At 59.8% G+C, this 22318-nt stretch carries 17 protein-coding genes and 1 tRNA gene; 12 read left to right on the forward strand and 6 right to left on the reverse strand.

All coding sequences use genetic code 11. The features are described from left to right. Window positions 1–127: 127 nt before the first annotated feature. Window positions 128–4093, reverse strand: coding sequence for a peptidoglycan-binding protein (locus tag ABJN75_RS03360; protein WP_348436839.1), 3966 nt, complete (start codon window positions 4091–4093; stop codon window positions 128–130). 334 nt (window positions 4094–4427) lie between these two features. On the opposite strand from ABJN75_RS03360, the gene ABJN75_RS03365 reads away from it, so the two are divergent. The 6 genes from ABJN75_RS03365 (at window position 4428) to ABJN75_RS03390 (ending at window position 12316) form a co-directional block, all read left to right on the forward strand. Further along, entirely contained in the window at window positions 4428–4829 is a 402-nt protein-coding gene (locus ABJN75_RS03365; RefSeq protein ID WP_348436841.1) for a MerR family DNA-binding transcriptional regulator, read from the forward strand. 322 nt (window positions 4830–5151) lie between these two features. Continuing rightward, a complete protein-coding gene (locus ABJN75_RS03370; protein WP_348436843.1) occupies window positions 5152–6948 on the forward strand; it encodes an acyl-CoA dehydrogenase C-terminal domain-containing protein in 1797 nt (598 codons plus the stop codon). A 68-nt stretch (window positions 6949–7016) separates the two neighbouring features. After that, window positions 7017–8189: an acyl-CoA dehydrogenase family protein gene (locus ABJN75_RS03375; RefSeq protein ID WP_348436845.1), complete on the forward strand. Its 1173-nt coding sequence runs from the start codon at window positions 7017–7019 to the stop codon at window positions 8187–8189. Window positions 8190–8193: 4 nt separating this feature from the next. After that, the gene (locus tag ABJN75_RS03380; protein ID WP_348436847.1) at window positions 8194–8847 is read left to right on the forward strand and encodes a glutathione S-transferase family protein; all 654 of its coding nucleotides are present in this window, start codon (window positions 8194–8196) and stop codon (window positions 8845–8847) included. A gap of 31 nt (window positions 8848–8878) precedes the next feature. Beyond that, window positions 8879–10087: an acetyl-CoA C-acetyltransferase gene (locus ABJN75_RS03385; protein ID WP_348436850.1), complete on the forward strand. Its 1209-nt coding sequence runs from the start codon at window positions 8879–8881 to the stop codon at window positions 10085–10087. Window positions 10088–10102: 15 nt separating this feature from the next. Then, window positions 10103–12316, forward strand: coding sequence for a 3-hydroxyacyl-CoA dehydrogenase NAD-binding domain-containing protein (locus ABJN75_RS03390; RefSeq protein ID WP_348436852.1), 2214 nt, complete (start codon window positions 10103–10105; stop codon window positions 12314–12316). A 53-nt stretch (window positions 12317–12369) separates the two neighbouring features. Here the strand turns inward: ABJN75_RS03390 and ABJN75_RS03395 are convergent, their stop codons facing one another. Further along, the gene (locus ABJN75_RS03395; RefSeq protein WP_348436855.1) at window positions 12370–12525 is read right to left on the reverse strand and encodes a hypothetical protein; all 156 of its coding nucleotides are present in this window, start codon (window positions 12523–12525) and stop codon (window positions 12370–12372) included. Window positions 12526–12616: 91 nt separating this feature from the next. On the opposite strand from ABJN75_RS03395, the gene ABJN75_RS03400 reads away from it, so the two are divergent. From ABJN75_RS03400 to ABJN75_RS03415, 4 genes are all read left to right on the forward strand, one after another. Further along, window positions 12617–13234: a 2-hydroxychromene-2-carboxylate isomerase gene (locus tag ABJN75_RS03400; protein WP_348436857.1), complete on the forward strand. Its 618-nt coding sequence runs from the start codon at window positions 12617–12619 to the stop codon at window positions 13232–13234. A gap of 150 nt (window positions 13235–13384) precedes the next feature. Further along, on the forward strand, window positions 13385–14056 hold the full coding sequence (locus ABJN75_RS03405) for a helix-turn-helix transcriptional regulator (protein ID WP_348436860.1): 672 nt from the start codon (window positions 13385–13387) through the stop codon (window positions 14054–14056). 115 nt (window positions 14057–14171) lie between these two features. Continuing rightward, window positions 14172–14585: a tellurite resistance TerB family protein gene (locus ABJN75_RS03410; protein ID WP_348436862.1), complete on the forward strand. Its 414-nt coding sequence runs from the start codon at window positions 14172–14174 to the stop codon at window positions 14583–14585. A 106-nt stretch (window positions 14586–14691) separates the two neighbouring features. Next, window positions 14692–15537, forward strand: coding sequence for a sterol desaturase family protein (locus ABJN75_RS03415; protein WP_348436864.1), 846 nt, complete (start codon window positions 14692–14694; stop codon window positions 15535–15537). Here the strand turns inward: ABJN75_RS03415 and ABJN75_RS03420 are convergent. Further along, window positions 15531–16334, reverse strand: a complete 804-nt coding sequence (locus ABJN75_RS03420) for a transporter substrate-binding domain-containing protein (RefSeq protein WP_348436866.1) — start codon at window positions 16332–16334, stop codon at window positions 15531–15533. The two genes, ABJN75_RS03415 and ABJN75_RS03420, sit on opposite strands and share 7 nt — an antisense overlap. Window positions 16335–16455: 121 nt before the next feature. Here ABJN75_RS03420 and ABJN75_RS03425 point away from each other — a divergent pair, with 121 nt between their 5' ends. After that, the gene (locus tag ABJN75_RS03425) at window positions 16456–18396 is read left to right on the forward strand and encodes a glycosyltransferase family 2 protein (RefSeq protein ID WP_348436867.1); all 1941 of its coding nucleotides are present in this window, start codon (window positions 16456–16458) and stop codon (window positions 18394–18396) included. A gap of 290 nt (window positions 18397–18686) precedes the next feature. On the opposite strand, the gene ABJN75_RS03430 is transcribed toward ABJN75_RS03425, so the two are convergent. Then, complete coding sequence (locus ABJN75_RS03430; RefSeq protein WP_348436869.1) at window positions 18687–19469, reverse strand: hypothetical protein; 783 nt, start codon at window positions 19467–19469, stop codon at window positions 18687–18689. A gap of 670 nt (window positions 19470–20139) precedes the next feature. Then, window positions 20140–20213 (reverse strand) — tRNA-Gly (locus ABJN75_RS03435). 127 nt (window positions 20214–20340) lie between these two features. On the opposite strand from ABJN75_RS03435, the gene ABJN75_RS03440 reads away from it, so the two are divergent. Further along, on the forward strand, window positions 20341–21147 hold the full coding sequence (locus ABJN75_RS03440) for an ion transporter (RefSeq protein ID WP_348436871.1): 807 nt from the start codon (window positions 20341–20343) through the stop codon (window positions 21145–21147). Window positions 21148–21177: 30 nt separating this feature from the next. Here the strand turns inward: ABJN75_RS03440 and ABJN75_RS03445 are convergent, their stop codons facing one another. Then, on the reverse strand, window positions 21178–22266 hold the full coding sequence (locus ABJN75_RS03445) for a 2'-deoxycytidine 5'-triphosphate deaminase (protein ID WP_348436873.1): 1089 nt from the start codon (window positions 22264–22266) through the stop codon (window positions 21178–21180). Window positions 22267–22318: the final 52 nt, after the last annotated feature.

Consider the following 22318-nt stretch of genomic DNA (forward strand, 5'->3'; position numbering starts at 1 on the left):
GCGCGACGCCTGCCACACCCTGTCAGACCCCCCCGCGAGCACACCGCGCTTCCATCGCCGCGAAGGTGACGTCCGACCCCGGACGCCACCTCAAATCGGGATGGTTCGGGACAGCGGGCAGGCAAACCTAACTGTTGCGTTCAAGCAATTCCTTGACCAGTTTGTCGTCGATTTCTCCGGTGACTTCCATTCCGATCGAGGATTGGAACGCCTTGATTGCCGCCGTGGTCTTCTTGCCCATGACGCCATCCGGCGTGCCTGCGTCAAATCCGTTGTTGTTGAGGATGGCCTGAATGTTGCGAACGGCCTTTTTCATGTCAACCGACGCGGTTTCGTTGGATTCGCCGCCCCATGAGGCAGGCACTTCCACCGAGTTCGCATCCGGGTTGATTGGCTTTGCTGTCCAGTTGGCGACAGCCGCGCGGGCCGATTCCACCTGTTCGGGCCGCAGGGCGTTGAACACCTCGTCACGTTTGACCGCAGCATCCTTGTCGCCGTCATTGGCGGCGATCGCGAACCATTTGTAGGATTGCTCGAGATCCCGCGGGACACCGTCGCCGCGAGCATAGAGGATGGCGAGATTGACCTGGCTGTCGCGGACGCCCACTTCTGCCGCGTGGATGAACCATTCTGCAGCGTTGTCGAAATCGGGCGCCGGCCCGGCCGTGGCATAAAGCACGGCAAGATTGTGCATGGCGCTGGCGTTGCCCTGCTCGGCAGCCATTTGATACCATTTCTTTGCGGCATCCAGATCGCGTTCGACCCCGCTGCCCTTTTCATAAAAATTCGCGACCCGATATTGCGAAGGAGCATGTCCGAGATCTGCGGCGCGCTGATACCAGGTCGACGCTACCTCAAGATCAACCGGTACGCCACGTCCCTCGGTGAAGCGTGCGCCGATCTCGTAGAAGGCCAGCGGATTGCCTGCAGCGGCGGCGGCCTTGAGTGCACCGGAGGCCGCACCGTTGGGCAGCGCATCAAGCTCGCTGGCGAGCGAGCCGCTGATCGGCGGCGCCGGTTCAGTGGCCGTGATGGCCGAGGTTTCTTCTGGCGACGTGACCACCGGACCCATATCGGACATGGCGACAGAAGCATCGTCGGTCGAAGCGAATGTCGATTGCGCCTCCGTCACCGGTCCATCCGCGCCCGGCTCGATCACCCGGACTGCCGGCAAGCGCACTTCGTTGGCGACTTCCTGATCCTGTGCATCCAGCACGGTCGTGTTGTCGGTGGCGGGCGTAGCGGTTTGCTCAAGCACGGGAGCAGGCTCGACAATTGCCGGTTCAGTAGCGGCCAAGTCTTCACTGCCTCCCGACAGCAGGCCAGTAACAAGCGGGAACGACATGATCGCCAGCAAGACCGCGCCAGCCGCCATCAGAATCGGACGCCGGCGCGATTTGAGAACCTCCAGCAAACCGCTGCCGCCGCTTTTGCGGCTCTTGCCGATCGTTTCCACTTCGGCGGCGGCGGCCATCGCGGCACGGCGCGCGGAGGCAAGGAACTCCGCCTTTTCCGATCCGTCTTCAGCCGGCTTGCCGCCACGCTGGCGTTCAGCGGCCTGCGCCTCGCGCACCTTTTGCAAGATGCGATTGATATCAGGCGCGCCGGAGCCCGGTTCGAGCGGCATGTTCGCGGTTTCCGGATCCATCTGCATGGAGGGATCGAGCGGCGGCGAATCATCTTCGGTGAACTGAGGTTCGGCCGAGGACTTTGACGTTTCCCAGCCCGGCCGAATGCGGGCAGCCAGTCCCGACAGGAACGATTTTTCGGTTGTGCTGTCCGGGGGCAGCTGGGCCTCGTCACTCTCCGCCCCGGCTTCCTGGCTGGACGCAAATGCTGCGGCAAGTGCTGCAGCCTCTGACGGTGTCCGCGCCGGCTGACCATGCTGGCCCGGACGGCTCCGGTCCGTGTGCGTCGCCTCGGCGAGGTACTCGTCGCGCGGCTCCAGCACATCGTCAATTTCGGCGGTTGAAGCCTGGGGCATTGCCGTTTCGATGGCGCTGCGCGCATCGGCGACCGCATCGCGCATGTCATTCAGTCCAGCCTGATGCAGCGATGACGGGGTGACATCGAGGCGCTCCAGGCGACCGGCGATCTTCAACAGCGTATCCTGCACCGCTTCAAAGGCGCGCATGGTCCGGTCATCGGTTTTGCGGCTGAGGCTTTCGAGTGCCTTGAGATCATCGGCCAGCGCGGTGATGATTTCAATATTGGCAATCGATTGAGGAGACTGCGCGCCGCCGCCAATCTGACCGGAATAGGCACTCAAGGCTGCTTCGGCAGCCTGTCGCGCGGCTTCGACAACAAACTCGTCGCTTGTCGCCAGATGCTCCTCGATGGAGGAGAACCTTTCATCGAACGCCTCGAAGCTGGCGCCCTGAGGCGCCGAACTGACAAGACGCGACAGGTTGGCGATCTGGTCTTCAAGGCCGCGCAGCGCATCATCGCTGGGACCGACCTGGGTATTGCTGGACATGTCCAGACGATTGGCGATGTCGGCGAGCCTGGCTTCGAGACCCTCGATACCCGGGATCATCATGGCCGACTGGTCGGGGGCGGGGCGATCAAGCCTGGCGGAAATGTCGGCCAGTTGGGCCTCGACATTTTCAAGCCCGCTCATCGGCTGCATGGCAATACCGGCGGCGGTCAATTCAGCCTGTTGAAGCTTGGATGAAATATCAGCCAGCTTGGCGTCCAGGGTTTCCAGCCCCGGCAGCGGGTCAACCGTGCGCGAGGCGGTGGCTTCGGCACGGCCGATCAGCGCTTCGAGGCGGCCTATGACAGCCTCCGGCATGCCGGAGGACTCATGCGCGGGAACCGACAGGCTGTCGATCTGATGGGCCAACTGGTCAAGCCGTGCAATCAGCGTCTCGTCAACGCCGCGCGCATCAAGAGCCTCGATCTTGCCAGAAATGTCGGTCAGGTAATCCGTCAGTTCCGGCATGCGGCCGCCGTGAGCACCATCCTCGATCAGAGCCTGCAGACGTTCGATCCGGGCATCCAGACGGGCGACGGCTTCCTCGTCGGCCAGTTGCGCGACGCGTGCGGCCAGGCTTTCTATACGATCACCAATGTCGAACTGGACCGATGCGGGCTCCATGTCGTCGATCTTGCGGGCGACAGACGCCAGACGAGCTTCCAGCCGCTCAAACGGGGCATTGTCGACCGGCGGAGCAACGGGAGCAGGCATCGCCGCAATGGCGCGGGTGATTTCATCAAGACGCGCGCCGAGCAGATCAAACTGGTGCGGCAGCTGCCGGGCTGCTGTATCCGGCTGCCGCGTCATCGCTTCGATGGACTGGGACAGCTCGGCGATCTTGTCTTCAATCGCCCTGGCCTGATTGTTGGCCGGCATGGTGCCCAGGACTTCGCGAATGTCGTCGACGCGGTAGGCCAGATTTACGAGTTCGTCACGCAGGCCCGTCATGTCGAGGCTGGAGACCTGCTCCTCCATCGACTGCCAGCGGGACTCCAGCGCCTGAACGCTGTCTTCGCGCGCCAGCCGATCGACCATAGCGCGCATTGAATCGAGTTCCAGCCGCAGCGCATCAGCGCCACCATCATGGGTTCCCAGCGCATCAATCGAGGCCGAAATGCCGGCCAGATCGCGGCGCAATTCCTGCGGCAGCGCCTGGTCGCGGGCTTCGGCCCGCAATTCACCCATCTCGCGGCGCAGGGCGGCCATTTCCTTGATCAGGACCTGGCTGATGTCCGTGTTCGGCTGCTGCTCCGGCGCAGCTTGCGCTTCGGGGGCAACAGTCCGGGCTGCGGCTGCCTGGGCGGGATACCGCCGGGCTTGCTGGTCAACCCCGGGAGCATTGATGTCCGAACTCGTCATGGAAGCGGGTGCGGGAGCGCGACGGGCGCCCTCAAGCACTCTTTGGCGCGCGCGGATACCGTCAAGAAGATCGGCGCCAGCGCCTTCGGGCTGAGACTGTCGCGATGTCGGCGGATACCTGCCTGCGGCGGCATTGCCTCCGCGGCCGAGGATGTCTTCAATTCGCGCTTCCAGACCCTCTATTGTGCGATTGAGCGCATCCAGAGAGGATTCGCCCGCACCAGGCCGGTTTGAATAAGATCGCGATCCGTTCATTGTCGTTTCCGCTTCGCGTTGTTGCCAGGAGCTCTCGGCTCCGCCCCCATCCGCAGTCAATCCGCACCTCTCTTCGATGGATGGCGCGATATCGCCACACGTCAAAGAGCCAGACTTCAAACCGGAAAAAACAAGATACAGGGAATCCAGGCTTACTGCTCGTAACCCGCACATTCCGCGAAACGTGGTAAACAACCCGTTAACCAAGGTTACTTTTCTTCTCCGCAACGCCTGTAATTTGCCGCGACTTGACGTTTCGAAAGGTTTAATGTCACACCCCGGTCCTCATTTGGGGCAAAACAGAAGAATGACGGTTTAGCTAGCGATGAATGACATGACCGACACAAGCGAGGGCCACGACGAGCCGATCTACAAGATCGGCGACCTGGCGGATGAGTTCGGCGTCACTCTGAGAACCCTTCGGTTTTATGAAGACAAGGGCCTGCTCAAACCGACCCGCGCCGGGGTGACGCGACTGTTTACCAAGCGCGACCGGGCCAGGCTCAAGCTCATCCTGCTTGGCAAGCGCGTCGGGTTCTCGCTGACCGAAGTCAAGCGAATGATCGACCTTTATGACCCGCGCGGAAAGAATGTGGCCCAGTTGAAAGTGGCGCTGTCGAAGGGTGAGGCGCAGATGCGTGTGCTTGAGGAACAGCGCGCCAGCATCAACACCGCGATCACGGAACTTGACCAGACCATCGCGGTGGTCAGGGGCATGCTGCACGAAGCGGAATAGACGTCAGCGCCATCACTAAAACAGCCATCAAGACCCCAGCCCGCCCGCAAGGTGGGTTTTTGCTGTTCGCCGCGCGTCAACAGGCTGGAATGGCACGTGAATTTGACTCTTCCGAAAAACCGGGAGCCAATTTTTTCGATTTTTTTCGACGCAGACGTTGAATATTATCGCTTTTCGGCCACTTTTTTGGCTTTGGTGGTTGTTCTCTCTGCATTTCTCCATATTTTTACGTTTACGCGAACGTCAAAATTGAGTAAGCAATCAAGCGAGGATCGCCGGGTTATTGTGCCCGATGCGACAAACGTACAAGGGATGAGGATCCATGCCAGTCTTCAAGGCGCCGGTCGATGATACGCTTTTCATTCTCAACGATGTGCTCGGATACGAGCGCTACATGAATTTGCCCGGGTTTGCCGATGCAAGCCCGGACATTGTCGAGGCCATCCTGCAGGAAGGCGCGCGAATTTCCGAAGAGGTGATGCTGCCGCTCAACCAGATCGGCGATCAGGAAGGCTGCACCCGTCATGACGACGGGACCGTATCGACACCGAAGGGCTTCAAGCAGGCCTACCAGCAATATTGCGAAGGCGGTTGGCTCGGCCTTGCGGCGCCCACCGAATATGGCGGCCAGGGCCTGCCCTACACGCTGCACACCGCTGTCTCGGAATACATGATCTCGGCCAACCTGTCGCTGTTGATGTATCCCGGGCTGACCCAGGGCGCCGTCGCCGCGATCAACGAACATGGCACCGACGAGCAAAAGACCAAATACCTGCCGAAGATGATCGAGGGTATCTGGACCGGCACAATGAACCTGACCGAACCGCATTGCGGAACGGATCTGGGTCTGCTGCGCACCAAGGCAGTGCCGCAAGACGATGGCAGCTACAAGATTTCCGGCCAGAAAATCTTCATCTCGGCCGGCGAACACGACATGTCCGACAACATCATCCACTTGGTTCTGGCGCGCATCGAAGGCGCTCCGGAAGGGGTCAAGGGCATCTCGCTGTTCATCGTACCGAAGTTCATGGTCGGCGATGACGGCTCGCTGGGTGATCGCAACCCGGTGACCTGCGGATCTCTCGAAGAGAAGATGGGCATTCACGGCAACGCCACTTGCGTGATGAACTACGACGAGGCCACCGGTTATCTGATCGGTGCGGAGAACGCCGGTCTCAAGGCGATGTTCGTGATGATGAACGAGGCGCGCCTCGGCGTTGGCCTGCAGGGTCAGGCGATGGGCGAGATCGCCTATCAGAATGCCGTGGCTTACGCGCGGGAACGGCTGCAGGGCCGGTCGCTGTCCGGCGCCAAGTACCCCGACAAGAAGGCCGACCCGATCATCGTGCACCCCGACGTGCGCCGCACGCTGCTGACCATCCGCGCCTTCAACGAAGCCGGACGCGCCTTCATGCTGTGGACCGCGCTGAAATCCGATGTGGCGCACAAGTCCGAAGTCGAAAGCGACGTTCAGGAAGCCGACGACCTGCTCAGCCTGGTTACTCCGGTGGTCAAGGGGGTGCTGACCGACAAAGGGTTCGATCACGCAGTAATGGCGCAACAAATGTTCGGCGGCCACGGCTACATCGAGGAATGGGGCATGAGCCAATATGTCCGCGATGCCCGTATCGCGATGATCTATGAAGGCGCCAACGGCATTCAGGCGCTCGACCTGGTCGGTCGCAAGCTCGGATTGAATGGCGGCCGCGCCGTGATGGCGTTCTTTAAGGAAGTCGGCGACTTCTGCGAGGAAAACCGCTCCAACGAGGAACTGGCGCTCTATACCAAGGCGCTCAAGAAGGGGCTTGGCGATCTGCAGGCCTCGACCATGTGGCTGATGCAGAACGCCATGGAAAAGCCCGACAATGCCGGCGCTGCCTCGACGGATTACATGCATCTGTTTGGCCTGGTGTCGCTTGGCTACATGTGGGCGCTGATGGCGAAAGCCGCAATCGAAAAGCGCGCCAGCGGAGCCGATGGCAAGGAAGAATTCCTGGCGTCGAAGCTGCTGGTCGGCAAGTTCTACATGGAGCGTATCATGCCGGAAACGGCACTGCGCAAGACACGGATCGAGACCGGCAGCGACACCATGATGGAGCTTTCAGAAGCTGCATTCTAGACCAGTTTCGCAGTCAGGTTTTGCGGCGAGCGAATTCCTTCGCCCGCCAAATCGGGTGGGAGAAAGACATGGCGACTTTGCCGTCGGAAGTTCTTGGAGTGCCGCGTCCGGACTGGATGGATGACGACGTCTCGATGCTGGAGGACATGGCCTACCGCTGGCTGGAAGCCGAGGTGGCGCCGCACTACGACCGTTACGAGAAGCAGGAGATGGTTGACCGCAGCGCCTGGGAAGGCGCAGGCGCCGCCGGTCTGCTCTGCGCCTCGATGCCGGAGGAATACGGCGGTTCGGGTGGCACGTACGCGCATGAGGCGGTAATTGCCGAGGCGCTCGGACGCACCGGCACCGACGGCTTCGGCATCGCCCTGCACAATGCCATCGTCGCACCCTACATCCTGCATTTCGGCTCGGAAGAGCAGAAGCAGAAATGGCTGCCGAAAATGGCGTCGGGCGAACTGATCGGCGCCATCGCCATGACCGAACCGGGCGCAGGCTCCGACCTGCAGGGCATCAAGACCACGGCCCGGAAAGACGGCAATCATTACGTCATCAACGGTTCGAAAACATTCATCACCAACGGCCAGCACGCCAACCTGATCATCGTGGTGAGCAAGACGGATCCGTCCAAGGGCGCCAAGGGCGTCTCGCTGATGGTGGTTGAAACCGATGGCGTCGAAGGTTTCCGCCGGGGCCGCAATCTCGACAAGGTCGGGCTCAAATCCAACGACACGTCGGAACTGTTCTTTGACAATGTGCGCATTCCCACCGCCAACATGCTTGGCACGGAAGAAGGCCAGGGCTTTGTACAACTGATGACCGAATTGCCGCAGGAACGATTGCTGATCGCCAATCAGGGGATCTCGATGATCGAGCGGGCGCTGGCGATCACCATCGACTATGTCAAGGAACGCAAGGCGTTCGGCAAGGCGATCATCGATTTCCAGAATACCCAGTTCAAACTTGCCGAGCTGAAATCGGAAGCGGTGATGGCACGGGTGTTTGTCAATCATTGCATCGGCGAGCACCTCAAGGGCCAGTTGTCCACCACCACGGCGTCGATGGCCAAGTACCTGGTCTCCGACCTGCAATGCAAGGTGGTGGACGAGTGCGTTCAGCTGCATGGCGGCTATGGCTACATGAACGAATATCCGGTGGCGCGGATGTTCCGCGATGCCCGGGTGCAGCGAATTTATGGTGGAACCAATGAGATCATGAAGCTGTTGATCGCAAGGAGCCTGTGAACCGATGACCGATTTTACGCTGGATTGCTTTTTAGAAAGCGGCAATGCCTACAAGGCGGCGTTGATGCTTGAGCTGTGCGGCGCCGGCTGGGCGCCCCGGCGTGTCGCCTTCTTCACAGGCCAGACACGCTCCGACGAATTCCGGGCGCTCAACATCATGGGTGAAGTGCCGGTCATGACCCATCACAAGGTCGACGGCGATGTGGTGCTGAGCCAGTCAGGCAGCATTCTCGACTACCTGTCACGCGAGTTCGACCGGTTCGGACCCGCCAACGAGGACGAGCGCCGGGAAATTCTCCGCTGGATCCTGTGGGACAATCACAAGCTGACCAGCTACACCGCAACCGCGCGGTTTATGAGCCACTTCCAGAAAAAGACCGACGATCCGGTCACGCTGTTTCTCGCGGCCCGCGCAACCAACGCCTGGAAAGTTCTGGACGCACATCTTAAATCCCGCGACTTTGTCGCCACCGGCCATCCGACGATCGCTGATCTATCGTTGTGCGGATATCTGTTCTGGCCCGATGAGATCGGCATGGACATGTCCCAGTACCCGTCAATTGCCGCCTGGCTGGACCGGATTGCCGCCCTGCCCGGCTACAAGCGCCCCGAAGAACTGATGCCGAGCGGAATGGATCCCGCCACGGCAACGGCCTGACACGAACACGTTAAACCTGGAGATCACCGCAATGGCTGATGTATTTGTATATGATCACGTTCGCACCCCGCGGGGACGCGGCAAGAAAGACGGAAGCCTGCACGAAGTGCCGTCGGTGCGGCTGGCCTCGCACATGCTCAAGGCGCTGCGCGACCGCAACGGGCTCGACACCGGCAAGGTCGATGACATCATCATGGGCTGCGTCGATGCCATCGGAGAGGCCGGCGGCGATGTCGCCCGCGCCGCGACATTCGAAGCCGGATACGCCACCGAAGCACCCGGCATCCAGATCAACCGGTTCTGCTCCTCCGGGCTTGATGCAATCAACATGGGCGCCGGCAAGATCGCCTATGGCGCCGACGATATCGTCATTGCCGGCGGCGTGGAATCGATGTCGCGCATCGGCATCGGCGCGCAGGGCGGCGCCTGGTTTATGGATCCCTCGGTCAACATTCCGGCCTATTTCATGCCGCAGGGCGTGTCGGCCGACCTGATCGCCACCAAATACGGCTTCTCGCGCGATGATGTCGATGCCTATGCCATGGAAAGCCAGAAGCGCGCCGCCCATTCATGGGAAAAGGGCTATTTCGACAAGTCGGTGGTGCCGGTCAAGGACATCAACGGCCTGACCATTCTCGACCGTGACGAGCACATGCGGCCGGGTACGGACATGCAGGCGCTCGCCAGCCTCAACGCATCGTTCGGCATGATGGCCGATATGGGCGGGTTCGGCGCCGTCGCCATTCAGGCGCATCCGGAAATCGAGAGCATCAACCACGTTCATCACGCCGGCAATTCGTCGGGTATCGTCGATGGCGCCAGCCTGGTGCTGCTTGGCTCCAAGCGCGGCGGAAAGACAATGGGTCTCGAGCCCCGCGCCAAGATCCGCGCGTTCGCCAATATCGGCTCCGACCCGGCGCTGATGCTGACCGGCCCGGTCGATGTGACCGAGAAACTTCTCAAGCGCGCCAAGATGAAGATCTCGGACATCGATCTGTTTGAACTCAACGAGGCCTTCGCCGCGGTGGTGCTGCGCTTCCAGCAGGCCTTTGACATTCCGTCCGACAAGATCAACGTCAATGGCGGCGCCATTGCCCTGGGACATCCGCTCGGAGCCACCGGCGCGATGATCCTGGGCACGGTACTCGACGAACTCGAACGCCGCGACCTCAACACCGCCCTTGTAACGCTGTGCATCGGCGCCGGCATGGGCACCGCGACGATCATCGAACGCGTCTGATTTTGGAGAATTATTATGAGCAGTGAGATTTTCACAGTCGATATCGACAATGACGGCATCGCGCTTGTCACCTGGGACATGGTCGGCCGGTCGATGAACGTGTTCACGCAGGCAGCGCTTGAAGAGCTTGACGGGCTGGTTGACCGCTTCATCGCCGATGACGCCGTCAAGGGCGTTGTCTTCACCTCCGGCAAATCATCCTTTTCCGGCGGCGCCGACCTGACCATGATGAAGACCATGCTGACCAGCATGGCGGATGAAAAGCGCAACAACCCGGACAACGCACAAAAACTGCTGTTCGATATGGTCGGCAGGATGAGCTGGCTGTTCCGCAAGATCGAAACCTGCGGCAAGCCGTGGGTCTCGGCAATCAACGGTGTGTGCATGGGCGGCGCATTCGAACTGTCGCTGGCCTGCCATGGTCGGGTGGTCGCGGATTCGCCCGCAGTCAAGCTGGCGCTGCCCGAAGTCAAGGTCGGGATTTTCCCGGGCGCCGGCGGCACCCAGCGCGTGCCGCGGCTGACCAATGCGCAGGACGCGCTGCAGATGATGACCACCGGACAGTCGCTGTCACCGGCGCGCGCCAAGGCGATGGGCCTGGTGCACGAAGTGGTGGAGCCCAAGAAGCTGGTTGCCGCCGCCAAGGCGATGATCAAGGGCGGGCTTTCCCCGGTTGCTCCCTGGGACGTCAAGGGCTTCAAGCTCCCCGGCGGCAAGGTCTGGTCGGTGCAGGGCGCGCAGCTCTGGCCCGCTGCCTCGGCGATCCTGCGCCGTGAAACCCAGGACAACTACCCCGCCGCAAAGGCGATCCTGCAAAGCGTGTTCGAAGGCCTGCAGGTGCCGTTCGATACCGGACTGCGCATCGAGCAACGCTATTTCAGCCATATCCTGCAGACACCTGAAGCGCAGTCGATGATCCGCTCGCTGTTTGTCTCGCTGCAGGAAATCAACAAGGGGGCTCGCCGTCCCGAGGGCATCAAGCCGACCAAATTCCGCAAGATCGGCGTTGTCGGCGCCGGTTTCATGGGCGCGGGTATTGCCTATGTGACAGCCAAGGCCGGCATCCCGGTGGTGCTGATCGACCGCGACCTGGAAGCAGCCGCCAAGGGCAAGGCCTATTCCGAGGATCTGGTCAAGAAAGGCCTTCAGAAAGGCAAGACCACCAAGGAGGTAGGCGAAAAGCTGCTCTCGCTGATCACCACCTCAGCCGATCACGCCGATCTGGCTGACGCCGATCTGGTGATCGAAGCGGTGTTTGAGGACCGCGACGTCAAGAAGGCGGTGACTGAATCCATCGAAGAGCAGATCCGGCCGACCACAGTCTATGCGTCCAACACCTCGACGCTGCCGATCACCGGACTTGCCAAGAACTCGAAGCGGCCGAAAAACTTCATCGGCATCCACTTCTTCTCGCCCGTCGACAAGATGTTGCTGGTGGAGATCATCCTGGGCCGCAAGACCTCGGACAAGGCGCTGGCCGTGGCACTCGATTATGTCGCCGCGATCAAGAAGACCCCGATCGTGGTCAACGACACCCGTGGCTTCTTCGTCAATCGCTGCGTGCTTCGCTACATGAACGAGAGCTACAACATGCTGGCAGAAGGCGTGCCGCCGGCGATGATCGAGAATGCGGCGAAAATGGCCGGCATGCCGGTCGGCCCGCTGGCGCTCAACGACGAAGTGGCGATCGACCTGTCTTTGAAGATCCTGCGGGCGACCGTGACCGATCTGGGCGAAAAGGCAGTTGATCCGCGTCATCTGGCGCTGGTCGAACGCCTGGTCGAAAAGGAAGGCCGGCTCGGCCGCAAGAATGGCAAGGGCTTTTACGATTATCCGGCCAAGCCTGCCAAGAAGCATCTCTGGCCTGGCCTGAAGACGCTCTACCCGCAGCTTGATCCGGCCAAGGTCGATGTGCAGGAGTTGAAGAACCGCTACCTCGCGGTGATTGCGCTGGAAGCCGCCCGCACGGTCGAGGAAGGCATTGTCACCGACCCGCGCGAGGCCGATCTGGGCACCATTCTGGGCTTCGGGTTTGCGCCCTACACCGGCGGTGCTCTGAGCTACATCGACAGCATGGGCGCGAAGGCCTTTGTCGACATGTGCAAGGGTCTTGCGCGCAAATACGGCAAGCAGTTCCGTGCACCGAAGCTGCTGATCGACATGGCCGAGAAAGGCGAGACCTTCTACGAGCGGTTCAATCCCTACCGCGAGGACAAGGCTGCGGCGTAAGGCACGGCCCGCACCCATGCAGTTTCAAACGGGCCTTCGGGCCCGTTTTCATGTCAGGGTTTTGCCGCAACCAGTGTGTAGCACAGCGGCAATTGTGCGGCGTTGCCTTCATAGATGCTGTACTCCACCTCGCGGTTGGAATGCGGATATTCCACCAACTCCACGATTTGCAATCCTGCACTTACGCACCCGGTGACGATGTCGCCCATGGTCTGAAAATGCCAATAGGACGGAGGCGCGCTGAAAAACCTTGCCGGAATGCCCGCTCTTCTCCAATGTCGGGACGAGGAGAATCGTCCAATGGCTGAAATCGACTACTACTTCTACTGTGCGTCACCGTTTACCTATCTAGGGCACAACAAGATTTGCGAAGTGGCGGAGCGCCACAAGGCGACGCTGAACTACAAGCCGGTCAATTTGCACGCGATCTGGGATGTTTCCGGCGCGGTGCCGCCGGGGCAGCGTCCGCCGGTGCGGCAACGGCAGCGCCTGGTTGAACTGCAGCGGCTTGCCGCCTGGCGCGGCCTGCCGATCAAGACGGAGCCGAAGCACTGGCCGGTTGACGCGGCACTGGCCGATCGCGTCATCATCGCGCTGGTCGAGGCGGGACATGACCCGCGCTATTTCATGAGCAAGGTTCTTTCGGGCGTATGGGCCAATGACGACAACATCGCCGACGAGGCCGTGCTGACATCGTACCTGTCGCAGGTCGGGCTTGATGCCCTGCCGGCGCTGACAGATGCAAAAACCAGCGTGGTTGCCGCCATCCGGGACCGGAATTCACAAGATGCCATCGCCGCCGACGCCGTGGGAGTTCCCACCTATGTGCTCAATGGCGAAGCCTTCTGGGGTCAGGACCGCATAGAATTGCTCGATGAGGCGCTGACGACAGGCCGAAAGCCGTTTCACCCGAAGTGATCGAGACCGGTTGGTTGAGAAGGCACATGCGCGAGTGAGGATATTTTTCCTAACCGGCTTTACTCGACCCCGGCTGATCATGTAGAAATGCATCGCCCGGGCATGCCAGTGCGTGCCCGGATTTGTCCTGAAACAGCGGGAACCTCGACCATGCTCTCGCATGAACGCATCTGGTCAGCGCTCGACGCGCTCGCCGAACGTCACGGGCTTTCTGCCTCGGGGCTGGCCCGCCGCGCCGGGCTGGATCCCACCGCATTCAACAAGTCCAAGCGGTGCGGGGCAGATGGCCGCGACCGCTGGCCCTCGACTGAATCCCTTGCAAAGGTGCTCGACGCCACCGGCTCCTCGCTTGAGGATTTCATGAGCCTTGTGCGGGGCGAACAGGCACAGGGCGAAGCGCTTTTTCCCGACGGGGCTTTCCCACCCCAGACCGGATCTATTCCGCTTTTGGGATTTGCCCAGGCAGGCTCGGGCGGGTTCTTCGATGATGGCGGCTTTCCCGCCGGACAAGGCTGGGACATGGTGGATTTTCCCGCCCAGCCATCCGAAAGACCCGGCGTCTACGCGCTTGAAGTCCAGGGTGACAGCATGCTGCCGCTCTATCGCGATGGCGATATCCTTGTTGTCGAACCCGGGGCGCAGATCCGCCGGGGCGACCGGGTGGTGCTGCGCTCGCGCGAAGGCGAGGTGATGGCCAAGGTGCTCAACCGGCAAAGCGCCAAATCCATCGAGCTTGTCTCGCTCAACCCCGATCATCCCAACCGCAGTTTCGAGTTGAGCGATGTCGACTGGATGGCGCGCATCATCTGGGCAAGCCAGTAGGAGCCGGCGCTCGGGTTTGAAGTGCTGCTGCAGAATACCTAAATGCAGCATGCGCAACTTGTGAAGCCGGACCCGAGTTCTTATTGTCGCGCCAAATCAAGAGGAATTTCGATCCATGTCTTCGCATATCTCCACCCACGACGCTCTCATCTATCTCATGGTCACCATGTCCGCCGTCGACAAGGCGATGAACGATGCCGAACTGGCGCGTATCGGGCGGTTGGTCACCTTTCTGCCGGTGTTTGACGGATTTGACGAGGAGCGGCTGGTGGAAGTCACCCGTGCCGCGGCAGAACTGCTCAACGGGCCGGAAGGGCTCGACATCGTGCTTGAAGTGTTGCGCGACACCGTTCCGCACAAATTCTACGACACCGCCTATGCGCTGGCGGTGGAGATCGCCTCTGCCGACTACAATATCCAGCAGGAAGAAATCCGGCTGTTGCAGATGATCCGCGACCGTCTCGGCCTTGATAAGCTTACTTGCGCGGCGATCGAACGCAGCGCCATTGCCCGGTTCAGAAGCGCCTGACCGGGTAGGTCCGCGCCATCGTGTCGCAGCCATTCACCTGAACGTGTTTCGCCAGCAGTCGCAAGCTGTGGCATGAGAGCGTCCTACCACGAAACGGAGGCGCGGAATGACACTGTTTAGCCTGTCCGAGCCGGTGATCCGGCTGCTGGCGTTTTCAACCATTTTTATCGCACTCGCCGCCATCGAATTGCTGGCGCCACGGCTTGAGCGTGACGAGATGCGTGGCGCGTTCAAATCCCGCCGATGGGTGACGAACCTTGCCATGGTCGTGCTGTCGTCAGTGGCGCTGAGGATCGTCTTTCCGCTTGCCGCCGTGGGCACCGCTGTCTGGGCGCAATCATCCGGATATGGCCTGTTTCCGTTTCTCGGACTTCCGCTCTGGGTAGCGGGCATCATGGCTTTCATCGTTCTGGATTTCGCGGTCTGGCTCGAGCATGTGGTGAGCCACAAATGGCCCTGGCTGTGGCGCATCCACCGCATGCATCACGCCGATACAGGATTCGACCTGACAACAGCGTTGCGGTTTCATCCGCTCGAAATCGTGCTGTCTATGGTCTGGAAAGCGGCGGTGATCGTCGCGCTCGGAGCGCCACCGGTAGCGGTTCTTGTCTTTGAAATCGTGCTCAATGGCGCCGCCATGTTCAATCACGCCAACATAAAGCTCCCCAAGGCCGTGGACGCCGTATTGCGGCTGCTCATCGTAACGCCTGACATGCACAGAATCCATCATTCAACCGACCACCGCGAAACCGATTCGAATTACGGGTTCAACCTGGCGATATGGGACCGGATTTTCTCAACCTATACCCATGTTCCGCGGCGCGGTGACACCGGTATCGAGATTGGACTGGCGGAATGGCGCGATGGGCAGACGGCCAATCTTGGCTGGGCACTCGCTCTGCCCTTCCGGTTTCCGCCGAAGACGCGACCTGAGCCCAAGACGGATCAATAAAGCCCGTTGGGAAACCAGCGCAAATAGAGTTCGGTGAAGCGGCCGTTTCTGGTCAGAGCGGCAATGGCCTGATCAAAGGCCGTGACCAGGTCGGCGTTGCGCGGGTTGACCGCTATCGCCAGCCCTTCCCCCAGGTAGGCCTGAGAAAAATACGGTCCGTCAAAGAACCGGCAACAGGCGTCTGCGGCCTGGCTTGAAAGCCAGAACGACAATTGCAATCCATCGCCGAACACCGCATCGATCTGGTTGGCTTTAAGCGCATCGAACATCCAATCCTGGCGGGAAAACGTGACCGGCTTGATGTCGGGAAACCAGTCGCGCAGCATGGCTTCATGCGCGGTGCCATCCATCACGCCGACCCGCCGCGCCTGAAGCGCACCGGCGCCAGGACCGCCTATAGCGGCGTCCTTGCGCAGGGCGAAGCGCGCCGGCAAGGCCAGATAAGGACGGGTGAACCGGTGGTTGGCCCGTGTCTCAGGCGTGATCGCCAGTCCGGAAATCAGCGCTTCGGCCTGTCCTGACGATAGCGCGCCATCAAGTTCGTTCCATGGCAGTGCCTGGATCTGGCATTTCGGCAGGACATTCAGTTCAGCGCAGATCGCCCGAGCGAGATCGACATGAAAGCCGGCAAGGCGGCTGGTTTGGTCGAGAAAATTGAACGGCGGGAAATCTACGGTGGTCACGAAGCGGATGCGGCTGACGGCCTGCAGATCAGGAACCGGAATGCGTTCGCGCGGTTCGATGTAGTTGGGAACAAGAATCTCGCTGGCGCTCGCCACCGGCAACGCAACACCCAAAAAAACAACCAAAGCGCAAGCAATGCGGGAAATACCCTTAATTGTTAGGGGTGTATTACTGCGCATTTTCACTACCATAGATTTAGTATCCCAGTGTCACCGCTATATGATTATCAGAGTCATGGCCCCAAGCAAAACCATCGATCAGCCTATCTCCGGCAATACATGGCCAGGATTGAGACTGGTTGGCGGCAAGCACCGCAGCGCGGACCCGATGGCCTCCGCGAAACCGGGCAAGCTGGGTGGAGACGGTCGCGACGAGGCACAGTTTTTCCTCAGGTGTGGCATCGGCAAACCGCATGTCGACGCCGCGACAAGGGCCGCGCGGATCAACGCGACCACCATCGAAAGAGAGCTGATAGCCGAAGGCCTGATTGAGCCGAAACTCTATTATCGTTGGCTGGCAGGTGAACTCGGGCTCCAGCACATCGACCACATCGACCCCGCAGAAGTGGTTCGACTGCCGAGTATGGACGTGCTGCTGCGCAGTGACGGACCGATCAGATTGTCGCGCCAGGACCGACAAATCACGGTGATCGCCCCCGAAGCCCGCCGGCTCGAAGAGCATAAGGCGCAGATAAGAGCACGACCCGGATTGCAGGGCGACCTGGCCTGCGCATCACCCGCGATCATCCGCGAAGCCGTGTGGCAGGCAGGCGCCGGCGACAGGGTGAGGCAGACAACGTTTCAACTGGATCAGGATCATCGCGACACCAGCGCCCGCCGGGTCATGACCGCCGCCCAGGGGTTTTTACTGGGGTTGGTGCTGTTTTTCAGCATGACCGGAATTTTGCTGTGGCCGTTCCTTGCCTTCACCATGCTGCATCTGGTGCTAACGCTGTTTTTCTCCGGCTGCATCCTGTTGCGCCTGACGGCTCTGATCGCTTCCGGATTGATGCCCCAAAAGCTGTGTCAGGCCGACATTACCGATGGCGTCCGACTTCCCGTCTACACAGTGCTGGTCGCCTTGCACGACGAAGCCGCGATGGTGCCTGCACTGGTTTCACGGATTTCGGCGCTGCGTTGGCCCAAAAGCCGTCTGGATATCAAATATGTGTGCGAGGCTGATGACGTGGCCACCATTTCTGCCTTGCTGGCCCAGAATCTCGGACCACAATCCGAGATCGTCCGCACGCCGGGATTCGGACCACGCACAAAGCCCAAGGCGCTGCAATACGCGCTGCAGGGCGCGCGCGGCTCGCTGATCGCGGTCTATGACGCGGAGGACAAGCCCGCACCCGGTCAATTGCTTGAGGCCTGGTCCGCATTCTTTCACGGCGATGCACGCCTTGGCTGTCTGCAAGCGCCGCTGGCGATCGCCAATCTGCGTTCAAACTGGATCTCGGGGCTGTTTGCTCTCGAATACAGCGGATTGTTCCGCGTCCTGATCCCTTTCCTGGCTCGCGCGGGCATGCCCATCCCGCTGGGCGGCACGTCAAATCATTTCAGGCGGTCAGCGCTCGACGCGGTTGGCGGATGGGATCCGCACAATGTGACCGAAGACGCTGATCTCGGCATGCGGCTTTATGCGCATGGCTACCGCACCGGCACACTCAGAAGCGCCACAGTTGAAACAGCGCCGGTCTCGCTCGATGTCTGGATCCGGCAGCGAACCAGATGGCTCAAGGGATGGACACAGACCTGGCTGGTGGTGATGCGGCGTCCGATGCGCACCTTTCGCGCGCTGGGACCGGTCGGCTTCCTGGTTTTCCAGCTGATGATCGCCGGCATGCTGGTTTCCGCGCTGGCCCATCCCTTGATGTTTGTTTTCATCGGACTGACGCTGATTTGGCTTGTCAGCGGCACGATGACGGCAGACCCGACTTTGTACAACATCCTGATGTGGGCCGATTTCATCAATATCAGCGGAAGCTACCTGGCCTTCATCGCCTTGGGCTTTCGGGGCTTCACCAAACACGAGCGCACCAGGATCCGGAAACGATGGCTGATGCTGACACCCGTCTACTGGCTGCTGATGTCATTTTCAGGCTGGCGCGCGCTGGGCCAACTGATGACCAATACGCATTTGTGGGAAAAGACGCCGCATCACCCCACTTCATAAGGCCGGGCCATCGCCTGCCCCCGTCAGCACGATCAGGGGCCTGACACACACAGGGGACCGGGCAAATGGGAGGATGGAGCGGGTGAAGGGAATCAAATTCAACGCTAAGTCATTGTTTTCGCGGCGTTTTTCGCTTTCCATTTTCTCGATACCGTCACCGATACCGTCAGAAAGGTGAGACGCAGAGAGCCTAAATGCGTCCTTTTGAGACACATTGAGCAACGCTCTTGTCACACAACAAGCGTCCTCGCGGAAGACCGCGAGGCTGATTCATCCCCAGTCTTAGGTGATCAGGCTTTGCGTTCCAGTGCAGCGATGTGCGTTTTGATTTCGTTCAAAAGAGTTGGGTCTGGCTTTTTACCAAAGACCTCCTCCATCCACTCGCCGTGGGTTTCGAGGTAGATCACTCTCGCCCTATAGTCCGGCAGCGTAACTGGCGGGAAGAAACGCATGACGGCCATCCATGCGATTATCGTGCATTGGACCAATTCTTGCACACAACCTTCCAACAATGATTGGACGAGGAACGGACCCATGTGTGCGTCGGCGTTTGGGTCTGGTCGAAGCATGGTGAAGCTGGCGAAAGTAGGATGGCCACATAGGACGCAGAGGCGCTTATAATGTGCAGCCCGCTTCTGCTCAACAAAGCCATCGCGCTTGTCTAGTGCGTTGCGGATTATCCATGGTTTGAACTTCTTTTCGCGCTCACTTTCGGGAATGAGCTTCCAAGCTTGCACATGCGCAGGGTCCATTTTTAGATAGTCGATCAACCAACCTGTTTCGAGGATGTAACGTATCTGTAGGCCGGATGATTGGTAGTAGCCGCCGAGCAGCAGCTTCAGGGCCGAGCCTATCGAGTTGAACACGCTGGCACCGAGCAGGGCGATGACCAGTTGGTCGTCCGACATCTTAGGAGTGTTCTGACGAACGTATTGAAGCATATCCATACAGGTCTCGACCATCGCAATGTGGCGCAGCAGGTCGGCATCAGCTTCAATTATCTCAATAGATTTCAGGCGAAGAGTCTCCTCGCCTGAATGGAGCAGTGAAAGGTTGTCAGGAAACTTCTTCATGTTGATTCACACCCTATCGCTCCATGCAACGCTTGACGAAATGCTCCCACGGTGAAGCGGAGCAGTGGTGATTATCATTCACAGGCGTAGGTAGAGCAATTGGTTCTGAGCCAGCTATCGCCGCAATTCGCGCTGGCACCAAGGCCGCGCACTCAGGATTAAGCTCGCATAGGATCGCTTTGCGCCCGTGCTTGATCCACGCAGTCACCTACCAATACAGCAAGAGAATCAGAATTACCGTCTCCAAATTCGTTCAAATTATAATCCCATCCGCTAGCAGTCTAATCAACAATATGTTGAATACATGTAGCGGGATTCGCTGATAAGGTTCAATGATTTATTTGAGAATTATTCTGATTCAATTTGCCTATGTTGATTAGTAGTTCGATTCCCGTCTTTAGAACCTAACCCTCGTCGCCTTCAGGAATCGAACTAGCAGGCATAGCAAAGCAGCGCCCAACAAAATCAATGAGTTGGGACGCTGCAAAAATCAGGTCTGACGGTATCGGGGACGGTACGCTCTACGATACCGTCACGAGTACCGACGAATGAGATTCATAGGGAGTAGGATAAGCTAAAAATCGGGAATATCTTAGAATAAATTCCGCTGATTATTTGATTAAGAGAATTGTATTCTGTAATTTCAGCTATTTGGGAAATTAGATTCCAATGGAGCGGGTGAAGGGAATCGAACCCTCGTCGTAAGCTTGGGAAGCTTCTGCTCTGCCATTGAGCTACACCCGCGCGCAAGAACGATCCATGGCGTTCACCGGTCAAACTGTCAAGCGCCAACAATGGACGAAACCGGCTTGACCAGGCAAGGGCGCGACCTCATATGACAACGGTTTGCACGTGAACCCGATGGCTTTTTATGATTACACTCCAGGCCTTTCTTACCTCGCGCCGGTTTGAAACATTCATCACCGCGCTGATCATCGTCAATGCCATAACGCTCGGGCTTGAAACCGTGCCTCAGGCAACCGAGCGGTTCGGTGGTCTGCTGAATGTGCTCGACCGGGCCATTCTCGTTGTCTTCGTGCTCGAAGTGGCGGCCCGGCTGGCAGCCTGGCGGCTCGATTTCTTCCGTGATCCCTGGCGTATCTTCGATCTTCTGGTGGTTGGTGTGGCGCTGATCCCCGCGACCGGCAGTCTTTCCGTCTTGCGGGCGCTGCGTGTGCTCAGGGTGCTGCGGATGATCAGCATGGTGCCCTCGCTCAAGCGTGTGGTGGGCGGCCTTGTCGGCGCTCTGCCCGGCATGGGATCGATCATGCTGCTGCTGACGCTGGTGTTTTACGTCTTCTCGGTGATGGCGACGAAACTCTACGCGGAAACCTTCCCCGAATGGTTCGGATCGATCCCGGCCTCGGCCTATTCGCTGTTTCAGATCATGACGCTGGAAAGCTGGTCGATGGGGATTGTCCGGCCGGTCATGGAGGTGCACCCGATGGCCTGGGCGTTTTTCCTGCCGTTCATCCTGTGCACGACATTCACCGTGCTCAACCTGTTCATCGGCATCATCGTCTCGGCCATGCAGGAAGAGCATGAAGTCGAAGCCTCCGCCGACCGGGAAGCGATGGCAACAGAACAGGGCGAGATGCTCAGGGAGCTCAAGGCGATCCGCAGGGAACTCGCCGAACTGCGCACAACCGCGAAAGAGAAGGCCACGGCATCGGAATAGCGCAGGCGCCCGCCGGAACCCTGACTGCGGTCAGCCGCGAAAGTGCTTGGACAGCTTCAGGCCCTGCGCCTGGTAATTCGATCCCAGCCCGGAGCCGTAGAGTGCGGCGGGACGTTCGAGCATGTGTTCATAGACCAGCCTGCCGACAATCTGGCCGTGCTCCAGGATAAACGGAACTTCGTGGCTGCGCACCTCAAGCACCGCGCGGCTGCCCGCACCGCCAGCCTCGGTGTGTCCGAAACCGGGATCGAAGAAGCCGGCATAATGCACCCGGAATTCGCCGACGAGCGGATCGAACGGCGTCATCTCGGCGGCATAGAGCGGCGGCACATGTACCGATTCACGGCTGGCCAGAATGTAGAATTCATCCGGGTCGAGGATCAGGTCGGCGGAACCGCGATTGTGAAGCGGTTCCCAGAAATCGAAAATGTCATGAACCGCGCGCTTGTCGACATCGATAACCCCGGTGTGGTGCTTGCCACGATACCCCACAAGGCCATCGGTGCCGTGTCCCATCAGGTCGATCGACAAGGCAATACCGCCGCCCGACACATTTGGCGTATCGGACGCGACGAGGGTTTCGTCCCGGTGGAGGCGCGACAATTCCTCTTCGCCAAGCACCGCGTGGCCCTGTCTGAAGCGGATCTGCGACAGCCTCGATCCGGTTCGCGCCACGATCGGAAAGGTCCGAGGGCTGACCTCGAGCCACAGCGGGCCGTTGTAGCCGGAAACGATCTTGTCAAATTCCTGACCATAGTCGGTCATCACACGCGTGAAAATATCGAGCCTGCCGGTCGAGCTTTTGGGATTGGCCGAGGCCGATATCCCTTCGGGCAAAGCCAGGCTTTCAAGCAAAGGCACGATGTAGACGCAGCCGGTTTCCAGCACGGCACCGGCCGAGAGATCAATCTCGTGCATGCTGAGCCGCTTGAGTTTGTCCTCAACCCTGGCGGACGGGCCGGGAAGGAAACTGGCGCGAACCCGGTAGGCGCGCGCGCCGAGCCGGAGATCGAGGCTGGCCGGCTGGATCTGGTCAGCATCAAGCGACCGGCCGGAAGCAAGCTTCCCACCATCAAAAAGCGCCCGAATAGCGCGGTCCGAAAGAATACCGGCGCCCAATTTCTGCGTGCTCCATTTCACCCATGCCTTGATGGCAAGGTGAGACGATTGA

The sequence above is a fragment of the Hoeflea sp. genome (assembly GCF_039975035.1).
GTDB lineage: Bacteria > Pseudomonadota > Alphaproteobacteria > Rhizobiales > Rhizobiaceae > Hoeflea.